Annotated in this window: 16 protein-coding genes; 15 read left to right on the top strand and 1 reads right to left on the bottom strand. The window is 44.2% G+C overall.

Going from position 1 to position 18208, the window contains the following annotated elements; translation table 11 throughout:
* The first annotated feature begins 10 nt into the window (after positions 1 to 10).
* From Q5H80_RS21000 to Q5H80_RS20985, 4 genes are all read left to right on the top strand, one after another.
* A complete protein-coding gene (locus tag Q5H80_RS21000; RefSeq protein WP_304570116.1) occupies positions 11 to 1111 on the top strand; it encodes a Fic family protein in 1101 nt (366 codons plus the stop codon).
* A gap of 475 nt (positions 1112 to 1586) precedes the next feature.
* On the top strand, positions 1587 to 2732 hold the full coding sequence (locus tag Q5H80_RS20995) for a PD-(D/E)XK nuclease family protein (protein WP_304570115.1): 1146 nt from the start codon (positions 1587 to 1589) through the stop codon (positions 2730 to 2732).
* Between the two features lie 293 nt (positions 2733 to 3025).
* Positions 3026 to 3235, top strand: coding sequence for a DUF3283 family protein (locus Q5H80_RS20990; RefSeq protein WP_004732615.1), 210 nt, complete (start codon positions 3026 to 3028; stop codon positions 3233 to 3235).
* 96 nt (positions 3236 to 3331) lie between these two features.
* The gene (locus tag Q5H80_RS20985) at positions 3332 to 4048 is read left to right on the top strand and encodes a YebC/PmpR family DNA-binding transcriptional regulator (protein ID WP_009846045.1); all 717 of its coding nucleotides are present in this window, start codon (positions 3332 to 3334) and stop codon (positions 4046 to 4048) included.
* 190 nt (positions 4049 to 4238) lie between these two features.
* Here Q5H80_RS20985 and Q5H80_RS20980 read toward each other — a convergent pair whose 3' ends face one another.
* Positions 4239 to 4490: a DUF2798 domain-containing protein gene (locus Q5H80_RS20980; protein ID WP_304570114.1), complete on the bottom strand. Its 252-nt coding sequence runs from the start codon at positions 4488 to 4490 to the stop codon at positions 4239 to 4241.
* A gap of 85 nt (positions 4491 to 4575) precedes the next feature.
* Here Q5H80_RS20980 and Q5H80_RS20975 point away from each other — a divergent pair, with 85 nt between their 5' ends.
* The 11 genes from Q5H80_RS20975 (at position 4576) to Q5H80_RS20925 (ending at position 18181) form a co-directional block, all read left to right on the top strand.
* Entirely contained in the window at positions 4576 to 5478 is a 903-nt protein-coding gene (locus tag Q5H80_RS20975; RefSeq protein ID WP_304570112.1) for a LysR family transcriptional regulator, read from the top strand.
* 12 nt (positions 5479 to 5490) lie between these two features.
* A complete protein-coding gene (locus Q5H80_RS20970) occupies positions 5491 to 6366 on the top strand; it encodes an NAD(P)-dependent oxidoreductase (protein WP_304570111.1) in 876 nt (291 codons plus the stop codon).
* Between the two features lie 425 nt (positions 6367 to 6791).
* Positions 6792 to 8402, top strand: a complete 1611-nt coding sequence (locus Q5H80_RS20965) for a methyl-accepting chemotaxis protein (protein ID WP_304570110.1) — start codon at positions 6792 to 6794, stop codon at positions 8400 to 8402.
* Positions 8403 to 8744: 342 nt separating this feature from the next.
* On the top strand, positions 8745 to 10082 hold the full coding sequence (locus Q5H80_RS20960; protein WP_304570109.1) for a Tat pathway signal protein: 1338 nt from the start codon (positions 8745 to 8747) through the stop codon (positions 10080 to 10082).
* Between the two features lie 150 nt (positions 10083 to 10232).
* The gene (locus Q5H80_RS20955; RefSeq protein ID WP_304570108.1) at positions 10233 to 12008 is read left to right on the top strand and encodes a phospholipase; all 1776 of its coding nucleotides are present in this window, start codon (positions 10233 to 10235) and stop codon (positions 12006 to 12008) included.
* A gap of 292 nt (positions 12009 to 12300) precedes the next feature.
* Entirely contained in the window at positions 12301 to 12981 is a 681-nt protein-coding gene (locus Q5H80_RS20950) for a hypothetical protein (RefSeq protein WP_304570107.1), read from the top strand.
* 86 nt (positions 12982 to 13067) lie between these two features.
* Complete coding sequence (locus tag Q5H80_RS20945; RefSeq protein WP_304570106.1) at positions 13068 to 13766, top strand: ABC transporter ATP-binding protein; 699 nt, start codon at positions 13068 to 13070, stop codon at positions 13764 to 13766.
* The gene (locus Q5H80_RS20940; RefSeq protein WP_304570105.1) at positions 13754 to 15052 is read left to right on the top strand and encodes an FtsX-like permease family protein; all 1299 of its coding nucleotides are present in this window, start codon (positions 13754 to 13756) and stop codon (positions 15050 to 15052) included. The genes Q5H80_RS20945 and Q5H80_RS20940 overlap by 13 nt, the downstream gene beginning before the upstream one ends.
* A complete protein-coding gene (locus Q5H80_RS20935) occupies positions 15045 to 15845 on the top strand; it encodes an outer membrane lipoprotein-sorting protein (protein ID WP_304570104.1) in 801 nt (266 codons plus the stop codon). Before Q5H80_RS20940 ends, Q5H80_RS20935 begins: the two co-directional genes overlap by 8 nt.
* Positions 15846 to 15854: 9 nt before the next feature.
* Positions 15855 to 17147 (top strand): hypothetical protein, encoded by a 1293-nt coding sequence (locus Q5H80_RS20930; RefSeq protein WP_304570103.1) that lies wholly within the window; start codon positions 15855 to 15857, stop codon positions 17145 to 17147.
* Positions 17147 to 18181, top strand: coding sequence for a sensor histidine kinase (locus Q5H80_RS20925; RefSeq protein WP_304570102.1), 1035 nt, complete (start codon positions 17147 to 17149; stop codon positions 18179 to 18181). The genes Q5H80_RS20930 and Q5H80_RS20925 overlap by 1 nt, the downstream gene beginning before the upstream one ends.
* The last annotated feature ends 27 nt before the right edge of the window (positions 18182 to 18208 follow it).

Here is an 18208-nt window from a genome sequence, read left to right as displayed (position 1 = left end):
GGGGCGTAATATGTGGATTTGGCAGCAAGATAATTGGCCAAACTTTGTTTGGGATAATCAGAAAATAGGCGTGAGGTTAAGAGATGTACGTCTTAATCAAGGCATCCTATTGGGCAAGATAACCTCTCAATCCACAGACCAAACCCAAACCATGCTCGACACCTTATTAGCGAACATTGTCCATTCCAGTGCGATTGAGGGAGAAAAGCTTAATGCTTTCTCGGTCCGATCTTCTTTAGCCAACAAACTCGGTGTCAGTGAAGAGCGACCTTTTCCTACGACAGAACAAACCGATGGCCTGGCTGAAATTATGTTGGATGCGGTGCAGAACCTAACAGAGCCACTAGCGCTTGATCGGATTTTACATTGGCACGATAGACTGTTTCCTCAAGGTTACACCATGTTTAACCCTGTAGTCGGAGGTCAGCTAAGAGGCGACACTCCGATGCAAGTGGTATCAGGAAGAATTGACCGCCCAACCGTGCACTTCGAAGCGCCTAGCCGAAACATTCTTGATGCTGAGCTAGATGCGTTTATCACATGGTTTAATGATTCACTTACCGATGAATCACTCGATCCGTTACTGAGAGCTGCGATAACCCACCTTTGGTTTATCACTTTACACCCGTTAGATGATGGTAATGGCCGTCTTACTCGATTGTTGACCGACTTGGCGTTAGCACAGGCCGAGCAGCAGTCGGTACGCTTCTATGCGATGTCGGTGGGGATTCTCGCTAACCGCAAGCATTACTACGAGATATTGGAGCGAACCCAGAAAGGGGGACTCGATATTAGCGAATGGTTGATGTGGTTCTTAGATACGTTAGACGAGACGTTTACAGGGGTTTTCGCTGAGGTTGATCAAACTGTATATAAGACCAACTATTGGCGTAGCATCGACCAAACCAAGCTTACGGCAGAGCAAGTAAAAGTGTTGAATAGGATGCTCGATGGTGATTTTTCAGAAGGTATAAATGCTAGTCAATATAAAAAGGTAGCAAAGGTAAGTAGTGCCACTGCAACACGTCATTTGAACGCTTTGCTTGAGCATGGCTGCTTAGTTAAATCTGGTTCTGGCGGCCGAAGCACGCGCTATCTGTTGCCTGAGTAGGGCTTAGGCTTTCACTCCCGTTTCTATGTTAAAAAGCTGCCAATGTTCAGGGTGAATGTTGGTGTTTTTTGGGCTCTTTAACCCATTAATGTCGAAGCTATTTCATGAACGATTAAAATAACCTGCTCGGATCTTAGTCCGATTTTGACGAAGTTTAACTTCTTCATCTATCTCTAAATTCCTTCAAGTGACGCCTAGGAATATCAACATAGTTGTGATTTTTCATTTGAAACCTGTTTTATATTTAGGATTAAATTGGATGTAACCTTCACACTATGAAATGATAGAGCCTGGTTATTTTAGCAATTATTAGTATTAAATTTAATTATACTGAAACTGATCTGAGACATGATTGCATTCTTGAAAAAGTTTAAGGTAATCAAATGTTTCTCAATTAGGTTTATGATTTTCCTGATTGGGTTTTTAACGACAAGTAAGAGCTTGCTCAAGTCTTTTTAACAATCGTGGAAAGCTAATGAAATCGATTAATCATCAGTTCTTTTTAACACTTAAGCTGCTAAAGCAACGCTATGAAGAAAAGCCTCAATATAACCTCTTTCGTGTTCTCCGTAGTGAATCTGATGAAGTAAGACTTCATTCTCGGTTTGTTTGCGATCTTCTAAATCCACTAGGTAGCCATCAACATGGAGGACTCTTATTAAAGAGTTTTTGTGAGCAGTTTGATTTGGACATTGATGTCGATAACGCATCTGTCTTTTCTGAATACAAGAATATCGATATTTTGATAAAAACTGATACCAATGCGATTGTCATTGAAAATAAAATTTACGCTGGTGATCAAGACCGTCAAATAAAAAACTATTACGAGTACATGCGTGCTGAAGGTTATAAGCACGAAAATATCACTCTAATATATCTTACGCTCGATGGTCGAGAGGCGAGAGAAGAGAGCGCGGAAGAGTTAGCAGGGCAAGTTATCTCTCTTAGTTATCATACAGATATGTGTTACTGGTTAGACCGTCTTATTGAAATTTCAGCAAGAGATAACCCTCTTCGTGAGGCCCTTGTACAATACTTAGATCTCATTCATAAGCTCACACATCAGACGGATAATATGGACTATTTAAAGCAACTCAAACAACTATTACTTACCGATGATTTAATCAATATTGTCCCTGATATTCAACAAGCTTATACCGAGATAAATGTTGATGCTCAACTAGCAATGTGGAAGTTACTGGCTAAAAAGTTAGAAGTTGAGTTTGGGCAACTATCAAGTGAAGAGTCATTTGATCTATCTGATGAACCGAAGCAGAGAATTCGTTCTTATGTACAAAAAGAACGTAATTCAAGGTACATAGGTTTATGGGTGAAACTTGAAGGGTATATTGATACTTACATTGGCGTTGAGCAAGATTACCATCTGTATTTTGGCGTTTATAGCAAGCACTCTGAAGATAAAAAGAAACTCGCTTCAAAATTTAGCGGGCAGTACCCAACGGATGAAAATCTACCTGCATGGAAATATGTTTCTCCTAATATTCTTTTCCGGGATTTAGACGCAGGTACACTTAAAAAACTCAGTTCTCATAAGTATTTAGAAGAGTTTACGAGTGGTGTTATTAATGACATGAAGGCAATGCACGCTTTTCTAAGATAGAGGGCAACGTTTTTCCAAATGGTTAGCTAAATTGCAAGTTCAGTCCTTTTTAGTTAACCGTTTGTAGATTGTATCATCCATGAGTACGCGCATTGCTATTCATTTTACTTCCACTAAAAGACGGTAACGTCTTCACTACTTTTAAACGCACTTTCCCAAATCTTGCTTGACCTGCATCAGCACTTGCTTGGTTTCTTGTCTCATAAACCCTTTCTATTGCTCATAGTATTGGTTTTATGAGGCTGCTCTATGATATATTTCTCGGCCAAGCGTATTACAGACGAAGGCTAATAATGTCTATCAACCTTTCACTCCTTCCGCCCAGCGAGAAAAATAAAATCGAACTGGATAAGCAAGCATCGTTTCTTGTATGGAAACTGAAGCAAGCGAAATGTGGCCCTGAAGCCATTGTTGAAGAAGCAATGAAGCTAGGTGATCCAGAAGAAAAGGCTTGGTTTGATCAGTCTGTTGAAAAATACAAACGGGTAATGGGTGTCGCATAAACGCAGACAAACCTTACCCAGCAAAGCTGTTGAATTGAAATGACGCAGTAATTTGCTAGAATTTGCACCGTTAATTGAATCAGAGAGAAGATCCCGATGGGAAGAAGTTTTGAAGTGCGCAAGGCCTCAATGGCGAAAACTGCAGGCGCAAAAATTAAAGTTTATTCTAAATACGGTAAAGAGATTTACGTACTGGCTAAGAACGGTAGCTCTGACCCAGACATGAACCTACCTCTTAAGCACCTGATTGCTAAAGCGAAGAAAGACCAAGTACCTGCTCACGTTATCGACAAAGCGATCGATAAAGCGAACGGCGGCGGCGGTGAAGACTTCCAACCAGCTCGTTACGAAGGTTTTGGCCCAGGTGGCACAAGCGTAATCGTTGACTGTTTAACAGACAACGGCAACCGTACTTTCCAAGACGTTCGCCAATGTTTCGTTAAGACTGGCGCGAAAATCGGTGTTGAAGGTACTGTTTCTCACATGTTCGCTCACCAAGCTGTATTCCAGTTTGCTGGTGAAGATGACGAGATCATCCTAGAAACGCTAATGATGGAAGACGTAGACGTGACTGACGTTGAGCTAGAAGACGGTGTTATCACTGTATTCGCTCCAACGACTGAGTTCTTCAAAACGAAGACCGCACTAAACGCTGCGTTCCCAGATCTAACGCTAGACGTTGAGGAAATCACTTTCGTTCCTCAAACGACTACGCCAGTAGCTGAAGAAGATTCTGAGAAGTTCCAGAAGTTCTTAGACATGCTTGACGACTGTGATGACGTTCAGCAGGTTTACCACAACGCTGAGCTGTAATATCAATCTATAATTGATAGCTTTGCTGTTGTGAGTAGAATGCAGAATACAAAAAACCGAGCCTAGTGCTCGGTTTTTTTATGGGAGTAATTTAGGCGTTATCCATGAACAGAGTTTTTTGATCGTAGCTCTTTGATCGCAGTCCTTGATGACAGTTTTTAGATCACAGCTCCTTGATATAAGCTCTTGATCATCGTTCCGTGACCTCAGGTTGGTAAAGCGCTCTCGGGCGACAAATCCATGCTGAGAGTTTTCTGATCAAAGGAAGCACGGTGAGGTTGAGCGTGATAGCACACGGCCAAGCAATGAAAAAGCTTTGCAGCCAGATTGGCGGCCACTCGGGGCTGAATCCCATTTTGTAGCCAGAAATTAACCCAGACATGATGGTTGCCATGGTCAGGGAGGATAAAATCGCGGTTACCCAGAATTGTTTGTTGTTCATAATATGTTTCTCCCGTGATTTTCTATTGTTGATGAGATAAGGTTACATCTATCCATTAATGAGAAAAATAGGCACATATAGAAGTATGAATTCCATATTTGGAAACATTGATGATCTGTTCTTGTTCTGTGCCGTGGTTGAAGAGGGCTCTTTGCTATCGGCCTCGAAACGGCTGCAATTGCCTGTGTCGACCATGTCGCGTCGATTAACCGCATTGGAAGAGCGCCTGAATATCCGACTTTTAGAAAAGAAAGGTCGTGAGCTGGTGGCCACCAAAGACGGCGAGGCGGCCTTTGCTGCACTGAGCAGCGGCATGGAGTCGATTCATCACGGCTTTAATAGTTTGCTTGAAGAGCGTGACGCTATCCAAGGTAAGATAAAGCTCGCTGTGCCTCATAACTTCTATAGTGGCTTTTTAAGGTCGATGATAGAGCAATTCCTCACTCAATATCCGAACGTCCAGCTCGACCTTACCTTGAGCCAACAACAGTTCATTCCGCAGACCGACCGTGACTTACTGATCACGTTTAAGATCTCAGAGATGGAAGGAATGATTGCTCGTCCACTTTTCAAAGCCAAACACGGATTTTTCGCGAGCCAAGAATACTTAGATTCGCGTGAGACGATTGAAAAGCCGGACGACCTAGAGCTTCAAGACTGGATCAACGTTGATGATGTGTTTGATATGCCGCTCTACAAATCTGACCGCTTGGAACAGATGATCACGATTAAACCCAAGTTTATTGTCAACGATATTCATGCGGTAGCGGCCGCGGCGCAAAAAGGCTTGGGGCTTGCTTCATTGCCTTTTCGTCATGTGTCCCCGGAGATGAATCTGATTCAAGTGCTCCCTGAGTATCATCGGGGTGATCGCCAAGCGTATTTAGTGTACAAAGAAAGAAAATATCAGCCAAAGGCTTTGACCCTGCTTATTGATGCGTTGATTGAGAGTGTTCGATCTTTTCATAGCGATGACTTGGTCAAATAAAAGGAGAAAGAAATGAAAGTAAGTTTTATCGGGCTAGGCGTTATGGGTTTTCCAATGGCAGGCCACTTAGTCAAAGCCGGTTTTGAAGTGACGGTATTTAACCGCACTCACAGCAAAGCATTAGACTGGGCTGATAAACACCAAGGTAAAGCGGCAGAATCTGTGGCTGAATGTGTAGCAGAAGCTGACGTGGTATTGGTTTGTGTAGGTAATGATGACGACGTACGTAGTATGACAACCAGCGAAACAGGCGCATTGGCAGCAATGAAGCCAAACGCGATTCTTGTCGACCACACCACAACGTCTGCTGTGCTGTCTGAAGAGCTTGAAGTGGCAGCGAAGCAAGCTGGTGTTCGCTTTATGGACGCGCCAGTGTCTGGTGGCCAAGCGGGCGCAGAAAATGGTGTGTTAACTATTATGTGTGGCGGTGAACAAGCGCTATTCAATGACCTTCAACCTGTGTTCGAAGCTTACGGTAAGTCGTCGGTTCTGATGGGTAAAGTCGGCCAAGGCCAACGTGCGAAAATGGTTAATCAGATCTGCATTGCAGGTGTATTGAATGGCCTTTCCGAAGGCTTGGTGCTTGCAGAGAAATCAGGTTTGGATATACAAACTCTGGTTGATTGCCTTAAAAATGGCGCTGCTGGCTCATGGCAGATGGAAAACCGCGCGACCACAATGGCGCAAGATAAATTTGATTTCGGCTTTGCAATTGATTGGATGATCAAAGACTTAGGCTTCTGCTTAGATGAAGCTGAGCGTCAAGGAATCCAACTTCCATTGACGGAAAAGACCAACAACGCCTACAAGGCACTGTCTGCCCAAGGACAAGGCCGCATGGATACATCAGTATTGATGAAAGCCGTGGTTGAAGAGACTAAGAAGTAGAAAAAACTAAGAAATAAAAGAGTTTGAGCAGTAGATGAGGTTAAGTAGATATACTAAAAGTCGTCGAAGCTTCGTTCTGTATTGACAAAATAGCCGCTAACTAGCGGCTATTTTTTGTTTTTAATCAAAAAGAAAAATAACATATTTTTCAACAATGTAAGTGGTTGTAAGCTTGTTTTGGTTGAAAGTCCATCAGCACCGTTCGTGTGCTGCGAGATCTGTATCAATTTCGCTTCACTCTATGCTGGTGAATTGTTTGATTGATCAAGTTATGTTGCTATTCCATTACAAAATAGTTGAGGAATGATCGCAGCTTGAACTGGTCTGTTTAGGTGGGTGGGTTATAAGTCAATGATAAAATCATAAAAAAACGTGATACAATTATCATTATTAGTAAATTTTCATACATTATTTTTCAGGGTTATATGAAATCAATATCAACAAAGCTTCTTCTAGTTCCACTGTTCTTTTCTATCTTTTTAGTTGTAAGCAATTTAAAAAGCGAAGCTACCTCAAATGAGGTTATGGACAGTTTTCACTCTGTGTACGAGGACCGAGTCATTCCGTTATCTGATTTGAAAAGTATTTCGGATTTGTACGCGGTAAGCGTGATTGATGCGGCGAATAAATACCATGTGGGAATGATAGAGCAGACGGCTTTTTATTCTGGTGTTTCTGTTGCGATGAAAGAGGCTCATGAGTTATTCCTTCATTATCTGGCAACGCAGTTAACACGAGAAGAAGAGGGGTTGGCAAAAGAGCTTCAGCTTAAAATAGACAAGGTGGAGCGAGAAGTACCACTAATTCTTGATAAACATAGAAATATGATGATTGATGATTCTGAGATGATCACTCAGCTTTATCTCCTTGTTGATGATATGGGAGGCGTTCTTGGTGAATTGATCTCATTGCAATTGGACGTCGCTAAGGAAGAATTAGCCCATTCTGATTCAGTTTTAGAGTCCAACTCTTCTTTCTCATGGTGGCTGGTTCTTTTCTCTTCTATCGTGGCTTCTGGCTCATCTTATTTCCTAGTGAAAAGGGAATTAAGAAACTTACCATTGATCGTGAATTGGATTAAAGCCCTTGAGAATGGACGTTTATCAGACGTTAAGTTGAAAGAGGGTGGAAATGAGCTCGACACTATTTCAGATTCTTTGTCTCAACTGTCTGCAAAATTGAATGATATCCTGTCACAGGCAGGTGTAAGCATGAATTCAATTAACCAAAAGCAAGAAGAGTCTTTAGCTCTGATAGAGAGATCCCAGAGCAACTCTTTGAATGAATTATCATCGGTAGAGCAAATCGCTACGGCAGCTACTGAGTTATCTTCAACAGCAAGAGACGTTGCAGACAACGCGCAAAGAGCTGAGCAGTCAGCGATGGAAGCGAATGACATTATTCAGCTAAGCCATGGAACACTGAAAAATTCAACTGACACGACAGAAGAGATTTCTCAATCAATATCAGAAACTCAGACGGTCGTTAATTTACTTAGAGAGCACTCAGAGCGTATCAGCAGTGTTGTTGAGGTGATCAAGAACATCTCTGAGCAAACTAACTTGTTAGCGCTTAATGCCGCTATTGAAGCCGCTAGAGCCGGTGAGCAAGGAAGAGGCTTTGCTGTTGTTGCTGATGAAGTGAGAGCGTTGGCTGGGAAAACTCAGCAGTCGACTATCGATATTCAAGAGATCATTGCGCAGTTACAAGACCAATCTAAGCAAGCGGATGAATCTATGGTGAAAAACGTTGAACTGATGCGCTTAACAAAGTCTACCACCGATGAGCTTGCTCAATCTTTTCATTCGATATCAGAAAAGGTTTTAAGTATTTCTGAAGTGAATGCCATCGTTGCGACGGCATCAGAAGAGCAAAGTGCAGTTACGACAGATATATCGACACAGCTTGAAAATATGAACGTACTGGTTCAACAAAATATTGAAGGCATTGATCAATCAGCTCAAGCAAACCAAAGCGTTGTTGAAGTAACGAAAGAACTCAATTCAGAACTAAGCTTCTTTAAGTTAGACAAATAATGAGTCATGTAAGTGTGCCTTTTCTTTAGAAATTAAGCACCCTTGATCTAGATTTAGTAATTTAGACCATGACAAGATAGCCGCCATTGAGCGGCTATTTTTTTGTCTGGTATATGTGTAGTTGGATGTATTACTTGGCTTAAATTGGCCGAATAAATCGTTTTGTCCTAACTCATAACTCTCTTCATAGATTAATTTTTCGTGCGCAATCGTGTGCATTGCGCTTGATTACATTTGCTTACATTTAGATAATCCCCTTGCTGTTAATGTCTCGACTAGAGCAAGGCTCGGACTTGATCCAAAACAGTAAAATATTTTTGAGTACTTTTGGGAGTAAGGCATATGAATATAAGAAGGCGAGATTTCCTTAAATCAGGCTTGATAGGTGGTTCAGGTTTACTTATAAGCACCTCTGTTCCGGCTCTTCCGAGATTCTCATTCGCTGAGAAAACAGGTGTAATGACAGTATCTTTCTCTGGCACAGCTTGCACTCGTGATGAAGGGGAAGTATCCCGTGAGGAAAGTGATAAAAATATCTACCTTCCTTCAACAGGTTATATTCCCGTTAGAATCATCAATGAGCTGAAAGGTGTTGGAATGACGGTCAGGGGGGCTGGTGAGAATGACTGGGCTCATACCAGAGATACCAGTGAACCACTGATGGTCAACGGCCCACTTAACGCGCCAGATGAACTGCTGTCTGATATTTCTAGCTATATTAGCGGAAACCAGTATACCAAGTATAAGGAGTCCCTTGCGGGTTGGACTATGCCTGCGTTAGCACTGCACGGAGCAAACTTGGCTGCGGCAAGTGAAGGTGATGTGTTTAACCTAATCGGGCATAGCCGGGGAGCCTGTGAAGCTATCATGGCTGCTTGGTTCTTATATGCATATGGTGACGAAAAAACACGTAATACGCCTGTTAATATCTTCGCAATAGATCCGGTTCCTGGGCCTGGCACATGGTGGAGTATTCTTACTCAACTGCCTCCAAACGTCGTTAACTACGTAGGTGTTTATTCTTGGGATCAATCATACAATCTAAACGTGCAAGATCATGCCTTCCAAGCCCTAGTTCCTCGGCCAAATGGAAGAATGAGAAACGAAAATAACGATATCACTATCCACAGTCAGTCATGGTGGGACTGGATAAAAAGGTATCCAGGCTGGGCAAGCATGGCAAACGATGTACAACAAGCCGATCCTCTTGCTCCAGATAGTAACAGACCTCAACCTGTTGGTTATGAGCTCTATGCCTGCCGTGGCAGACACGGCACTGTAGCCGGGAATACTACCAGTGATGGTTATTATTCTGCTGATAAGGTAAGCGCAACGGTTGCTCCTGTCCCTGAGCTAATCTACAAAATGGCTAGAGGTTACCTGACCCAATGGGGAACCGATTTTGCTGTTCCTTGCGCTGTTGAAAAAAGTGTTGCAGAGCTAAGAAAAGAAATTCATACCTTCCATCGTGAGTTCGACATTATGGGAGGAGGAGAAACTCGTAATAGTAACTCCCTTCCCGGAAGGCCGTATGTTCGAAGAATCTCATCAATTTGGGGGCGTAACCCGAACGATACCTATTATATGGACGATGTAGTTGGCGATCCTCCATATAAACTCGCTTATCCGGTAACTACAGAGCGAAGCAACAAAGGGTGGGTTGACTGGAAGTTTTTATGATCCCCAAATTAATCGATAGCAGAGTTAAATCGAAATCCGCTTGTAAATTGACAAGCTGTTTATAAACAGCAGGTTAAGGTGAAGATGAGTAAAATAGAGTTAATCAAAGAAGAACTATTAAAAAACGACCTTTTCTACCATGACAGTGATATGAACTATGTCAGGTTACTTGATACTCCCAGTATATGGGGGATGTCGTTTGGTCCAGAGATAATGCCTCGTGCTATTGAACGTCAGGGAGAATTTGAGCGGGCAATTGTTGAGGTAGTACAGAAGACTCGTTATCGGTGTGATATCTCGTCGTTAAACAGCCCAGATCCTGATTGGGCGAGAGCGATTCTGGGAGCAATAGATACCGCACTTACGGAGCCTATGGGCCGAAACGAATCACCACAGTTCCGGTTCATATTTGGTCAGACGCCACTTTACCCTATCAATGAGCCAGATAACCTTATCGACTTTAAAGCTGCTCTGGTTCGCTTAATCAGAGCACGCTCAGCATATTGGGAGATCATGCCTGAATTCGTTGTGGGCAGGTTCTACCAAAGAGCGACCGGTTCTTGGATGTCAGCACAGAAGAAATTTCTTCCGGAGTCATTAATTTCTGATTCTGATACAAAAATGACTTGGAATCACACCAAAATCATAGCCTGTGATGGTGTTGAGTCTTTGGTTGGTGGCCATAACCTGAATATGGATCTTTTCCGAAGCTATCCTCCTGTCCATGATGTTTCTGTTGTCGTTCACGGTGCGGCCAGTTTAGGTTCTCAACTGTTCCTTAACGAACTATGGACGGCGGATACATTTCTGCTTACTAAGGAATCATTAGATACTGATGACCTCACTTGGTACAACAGGGATAGCGAACCCAACTATCCACATGATCCTCTTATGATTAGTTATGTTCAGGATTACATACAGGAAAAACAGAATAGTATTCTAGAGGTCCATGAAACCGGTATTCAACCTGGAGTCGATCCTCAATCTCCAGCTTTACCTCCGTTGCCTTCAATTAATCAAATCGAAAAGTTTGATTTGCGCTCAGTCTCAGACTTAGATGCTAACGTTTTTGAAGAGCGTCAGGTGTACCATTCATACGATAAGCTAGAGGACTACAAAAAGTCCGACCGTATACTCACGGTCGGTAAGTATTGGACAGGGCCTAACCGAGATACCGATTTTAAGATAGGCTCGGAAATCATGAAAAAGAGCCTAATTTTAAATGCGAAAAATGTTATCCGTATGTCGCAGCAGGATGTGATCAGTGCTTGGAAAAAGAACTGGAAAGATCACGTTGTATGTCATTGGATTATCGAAGCATTGCTGAAAAATGAAGGGCTAACTGTTCAGATCGTTGTATCGCCCTTAGATGCAGGCGCAGGGGCTGAAGGCGATCAATACTCATTTGGATCGGGAGCGGTACGGACATTTGGTTTGATGGAGTATTACATGACTCACGATGCCGATACCGATCAACGCCTTGATGACAGTGATGGTAAGCGTCAGGACGCTTTATCTCGTCTCTTTATCGCGCCGTTCTTTTTTACCGATAAAGTACCGGAAGATAAGACGACTGAAGGCGATACGTACAAATGGCCAAATCTTCCAGAGCAGGGAAAAACAGCAACACTCAAGGCTCAGCCATTGTCAGAGAGACCACCGGAGCAAGGAGTGATTGGGCATCCATTTTGGACGACAGTGAGTGCGAGTGGGTTCTTTTATGGGGCTGTTGATTCAGCTCCCGGTAATCATTCAAAAGTAATGATTGTCGATGATGAGGTTTGTATCGTCGGTTCGGATAACCTTTATCCTGGTAATTTGGCCGAGGTCAATTACCTTATTGAAGGTGAACCTGTTAACGATTTACTTGAGTCTTACTGGAAACCTTTGTGGAAATACTCAGGACCGCATGCTTACTCAGGTTAGTTTGTTGTAACTTAAGGAGGCGCATAACGCGCCTCTTTTTACCTGCTTCAGCGTCCACATAGATACGATAGCCTTACGATAGTTGGTTAAGAAAGAGACCGTTAGCCCTTGTTTATTCAGTTGGGCATGTTTACAGGTGGACACAAGTTCTTGCTTCTTGTTTATCGTTCCCACCATTCACACCCTCGCTCAACCATTCACTCCTGGTAATTACCATTCGTCGCATTGATAAAACGGCATGACAAATTCTAGTTAACCTTTCAACGTCAACATTTGAAAGGGATTAGAAATCATGACTACTTCACACTCATTTAATTCAAGCTCTACCACTTCTCTGCTTAAGCGTTCATTACTGATTGTGCTTGTTTCGTTTGCACCGTCATTAGCTTTGGCGAACCCGAGTTCAGACGTGCTCGATATCTACAACCAAGCGGTGCAAGGCAATGAAGACTTGGTTGAGGTGGCGTACGAACGCCTTAACGACACGCTGCAACAAGATGGCGCGACACCACTGACTTTGGTGTATCTAGGAAGCACAGAAACCTTAATGGGGCGTGACGCGTTCTTGCCTTGGAACAAGATGAAGTATGTGGAAAAGGGCTTATCAACCATTGATAAATCATTGGTGCTGCTTAAAAGCGAAGATCAACCGATTCATGAGCAACCTCGTATTCAAGGGCTGCCAGATTCTTACCTGACTCGTGCAATGGCCGCCGTTACATACACCTCTCTGCCAGACATGTTTAACCACTTTGACCGTGGTTATGACTTGTTCCTCTCGTTACTCGCGGAAGATGATTTCCAACAACAACATTTCGCTGCGACTTCGTGGATTTACCGTTACGCCATTACTGCATCGATTCGTGCTGAAGATCTTAAGCAAGCACAAGCGTGGCTAGAACAAATGGAAACTGCCGATGCTGGCAACATCGAAACTATGACGGCGAAGGCCCTAATAGCGAAAGCCAAGTAACAGTTGCGAATGCTAAATAGCGGTTTACTCAAGCTCAACAACAACTGCGAACGCTTAAGAATGATGGGTAATCGGAGGACAATGGAATGATTGAATTTAAAGGTATCAGCAAAGTGTATGTGGCTGGCGGTCAACGTGTTGATGCATTAAACGGGGTCGATGGACACATCCAACGCGGTGAAATGGTGGCGTTATGTGGGCCATCAGGTTCTGGTAAAAGCACACTTTTGAATATCCTTGGCTTGTTGGATATGGACTATCAAGGTGAGATACATATTGATGGTCAACCGTACCCAACAGAACAGATCGCCGCTGCGCGTTTTCGTCGTCAGTCACTGGGGTTTGTTTTTCAGCGCTTCAATCTTGTTCCTGTGATGACGGCGCTTGAAAACGTCGCTTACCCATTGATGTTGAACCAATGTTCCAAGCAAGAACAGCAGGCCAGAGCACAGCAAATGCTGGAGCGTGTAGGGCTAGGAGATTACGTTCATCATCGTCCAGACAACTTGTCTGGAGGTCAGCAACAACGTGTCGCGATAGCCAGAGCGTTGATCCACAACCCAAGCTTGGTGATTGCCGATGAGCCGACCGCGAGCCTAGACAGTCACACCGCCAACCTTGTAATCGACATTATGAAAGAGCTCGGCCACGAAATGGGCACGACTTTTATCGTCGCAACGCACGACCCAAGAATGGCGCAGCGCTGCGATCGAGTCATTGAACTTATCGACGGCCAACTGGCTCCACAAGTCGCAACTATGGAGGCGATCTCATGGGCAAGTTAACACAAAGAATGAGCACGTTTTTACTTCCAACCTCGGTGCGTTTGGCTTGGCTTAATTTATTGAGAAACGGTCGACGCAGTTTGTTGTCGGTGTTGATCATCGCGATTGCGGTATTTGCACTCACCAGTGCCGGTGGTTATGGGCTTTACACCTACGAATCTTTGAGAGAATCGACCGCTCGAGATACTGGTCATCTTACTTTGAGCACGCCGGGATACTTTGAACAAGATGAAGACATGCCGCTGAGCAATGGTTTAGACAAGGTTCAAGCGCTAACCAAGAGCATTATTGGCGATAGTGATGTGCGTGGTGTACAGCCGCGAATCTATTTTAGTGGTTTGGTTTCTAACGGCAGCAAATCGACCATTTTTATGGGAACGGGCGTGAATGAGCGCGAGTTCGACATGAAAGGTCCTTTCCTTGATGTGCGCAGCGGACAAACCCTGTCGGATGTGAAGTCGCTAAGATACGACAGCCAAGAGCCACAAGTGATGCTGGGAATCGACCTTGCCCGTAACCTCAAAGTTGCGGTTGGCGATTGGGTGACCTTGCTCGCGACCACCAGTGATGGTGCTTTGAATGCTTTTGATTTTAAAGTGCAGGGTATCTATTCGACTGGGGTTCCTGAGTTGGATAAGCGTCAGCTGTATATTCATATCACCACTGCTCAAGAGCTTTTGGCCTCAGACAAAGTCAGTACCTTGTCGGTGTTCTTATTTGAAACCAACAAGACCTCGACGGTTCAACAGCGTATTCAAACTGCTTTAGATCGAAATAGCGCTAGCCAAAACGATCAAGGCACAGAGATCGAGATCACTCCGTGGCAAGATCGCGCGTTTTTCTACACCAAGGTTAAAGATCTTTACGACCGGATCTTCGGCATCATGGGTGCTGTTATGGCATTGGTGGTGTTCGTATCTTTGTTTAACACCATGACCATGTCGGTGACAGAACGTACTCGTGAAATCGGCACCTTGTCGGCACTCGGGAGTTACCCCTCTGAAATCGTCGCAGGCTTCTTAAAAGAGGCAGGATTACTGGCACTGATTGGCAGTGCAATAGGCGCGCTAGTGAGTGGTTTGGTGTCGGTGTTACTGCTGGTGGTTGATGTGCAAATGCCACCACCTCCGGGTCGAACCGAGGGCTACCCACTCAACATTTACTTCTCTTTTGAATTAGTTGGTTATGCCACCTTAGGTGTGCTGACGATATGTTTGCTGGCTGCTTATTTCTCTGCTCGCAAAGGCGTGAATAAGCCAATCACGGAGGCACTGGTTTATGTGTAAATTAACTCGTTCATTCAATAGCTTGGGTTTGGCTTTCGCGTTGGGCTCTGTTTTGGCTTTGGTTCTAGCATCAACACCGAGCTGGGCGGTCGATTCACAGCAAGTTACCGAGATGATTGCTAGGGCAGACAGCTATCGCTTGAACAGCGCCCAAGCGTCTAAGGTGGTCTCATTAGTTGCTCTATATCAAGACGAGCAACTGGATAAAACCCGAGAGTATAACGTCTACACAAGACCAAACCGAGAGTCGTTAGTGGTCTTTAAATCTGCTGTTGAGGCAGGTCAAAAGATGCTGATGATAGAGGATAATTATTGGTTGCTGATGCCGAAATCGCGCCGACCAATTCGTATCACACCGATGCAAAAATTGTTGGGTGAAGCCTCGGTTGGCGATATCTCTACACTGACGTGGAGCGAAGATTACCAAGGTGAGTGGGTTGCCGAGCAACAAGTTGAGATGCCGAGTGGTGAACAGCTTGATACCCATCACTTAAAGCTCGCGGCGAAAACCAAGGGGGCGAGTTACCAGTCGATTGATCTGTGGCTAACGGCAGACCGAGCGTTTCCAGTTAAAGCGGATCTGTATCTGCGCTCAGGAAAGCTAGCCAAGCAAGCTTGGTTTACTGAAGGCGTGCGTGATGGATTACCAACAGTGGTGTCGATGACCTTGCTCGATAAGATTCAACCAAGTAAGAAAACCGTAATTGAGTACCGCGAAGTGAGCGAGCAAAGCTTGGCAGATAAATACTACAACCCTGCTTACTTATCGCGTAATAGCGTGTCTGGGCTTTAGGTGGGTGCCATGAAAGCTTTCGATTGCAAGTCTCACATCAAGTCCCGAGTTGCTACTTTGATTGCTTTGTCTTGCGTGAGTCACACGATTCAAGCGGGCGATCTGAGCCTAGCGTGGGATTGGCAACTGAGTGCAGAAGCCGTTGAGTCGAGAGAGTCGCCATTCAGCCCTTTAGCGTCTGATAATCGTCAGTCATTCAATGGCTTGCTGGATCTAGAGGTTGGATATGGTAATTGGCTTGGTCTGTTCGCAGTGAAAGCCAACGATATTCTAAGCAACAACCCTCAAGGACAAGAGGCGAGCTTTGAGTCTGAATTCATTGTGCGTGAGTTGTTTTGGCAAGGTGGTGTTGAGCTGTCTAATTCTATAGTCGGTGATCACTACCTCGATGTCACTCTTGGCAAGGTTCGCCTAGATTGGGGCGTGGGTTATGGCTATCGACCGTTAGACATCATCAAGCCTTATCGCCAGACCCCAGTCGGTATTGTCGCAGAAGAGGGGGCGGGTGTAGCTTCGGCGTCATTGTTCGATATGACGGGTGAGTGGACACTGCTTTACAGCGACTCTTCATGGACTTCCCAAGATGTGAATGAATTCGAAAAACAGAACCAGCAGCAAGGGTTTGGAGTGCGTCGTTACAACTTGGTGGGCGATCACGAATATCAATGGGTCGCTTATTACGACGATGTACGCCACGGCTTACTTGGAGCTAGCTTGGTGTCGGTATTGAACCTCGCTTGGGAGTTTCATGGCTCTGTGATTTATCAGCGACAAAGCCTTGGTTACAGCCAGCCCCACTCAATGCATCAACCGGTTTATCTTGAAGAGCAGGGCGAGGCTTATCAAGCGTTAGCAGGATTAACATGGGCCAATGACACGGGCCACAATGTCGTATTGGAATACTGGTTTGATAGCCGCGCTTGGAGTGATTCTGAGTGGCAAAGTGCGATAGAAAATGCAGAATCTTTGTCTCTCAATTCGATGACAGCATCACTGGCTGGTTCTTACGCTCAAGGTTATCAACACGCCAATTGGGTTCAACATAACATCATGTTTCACTGGTCATTGGATTCGACGCATGGCTGGCTTGAAGATATCACGCCAACATTCGATGTCATGTTCTCTCCACAAGACGGTGGCTTTATTGCTACTCAGTGGCTCAACTATAAGGCTTTAGATAATGGCAATTCATCGTTGGATTTGGAACTTGCTGCACGCTTTCTAGGCGGTAAAAGTGATTCTGCTTACGCCAACTTACCCGATAGTCATATGATTCTTTTAAATATCAAAGGACGATTTTAATGAACACTTTTTCAAACCGTCAGGCTTCATGGATTAAAAGCTTTACGCTAACCACTCTGTTTTGTTTCGTCATTGCTATCACGACACAAACGATTTGGGGCGGTGATTTTATGGTCAATCTGGCGATCAGTTTTGGTTTTGGCTATAGCGCTGTGGGATCTTCTTTTATTTTGGTTAAGTTGTTTAAAACCGAATCCAGAGTATTTGAAGTCGGTATCTCAATGGTGATCGCGATGACCTTTGGCACCTTGAATGCGCACTACTGGTTAAACGGATATTTCGGGGCAAATATTTCTGACCTTAAATCTGTGGTGTTGTTGGGTGTGATCTTCTGTTCGGTTTGCTATTACTATTTCTATACCCGAGAGCAGCAATTACGTGCCGATAACGAATTGGAAGTGGCCAAGCGTCGTCAGGCTGATCAAGAAAAGGTGGTGGTATTAAGCCAGCTTAAACAGTTGCAAAGCCAAATTGAGCCGCACTTCTTGTTCAACACTCTTGCGACCATCAATGTATTGATTGAGAGTGACAGCGCCAAAGCTAAGTTGATGCTTGAAAAACTGACTGACTTGTTGCGTGTCACTTTGAAAAATAGCCGTACCGAGCAGTCGACCATCGCGCAAGAGGTCGACTTGCTAGACGCTTATCTTAATATTCAGAAGATACGCTTGGGTGAGCGCTTAGCGTTTTCGATTGAAACACACGAGATTAGTGATTTTCAGGTGATTCCACCCTTCTTGATTCAACCCTTAGTCGAGAATGCACTCACGCACGGTATCGAACCTCAAGCGGCTGGTGGCCAAGTGAATATCCGCATTACTCAGCAAGCTCAGCAACTAAAAATTGAAGTGTCAGATAATGGCGCTGGGCTGAAAACGTCTTCTGCGAATACGGGGCACGGTGTTGGATTAAGCAATATTCGTCAGCGAATCGAAACCCTTTATGGTGATAAGGCGAGTCTAACGATTACTGAACCTGCTGAAGGTGGGGTCGTCTCGACAATCTTGTTACCGCTGACTGACGCAGTTGTCTAGAACTACACACCAGAAAGCACAGAACAG

This window comes from Vibrio sp. SNU_ST1 (genome assembly GCF_030563405.1).
Taxonomy (GTDB): domain Bacteria; phylum Pseudomonadota; class Gammaproteobacteria; order Enterobacterales; family Vibrionaceae; genus Vibrio.
This window is presented reverse-complemented; position numbering and strand designations above follow the sequence as displayed.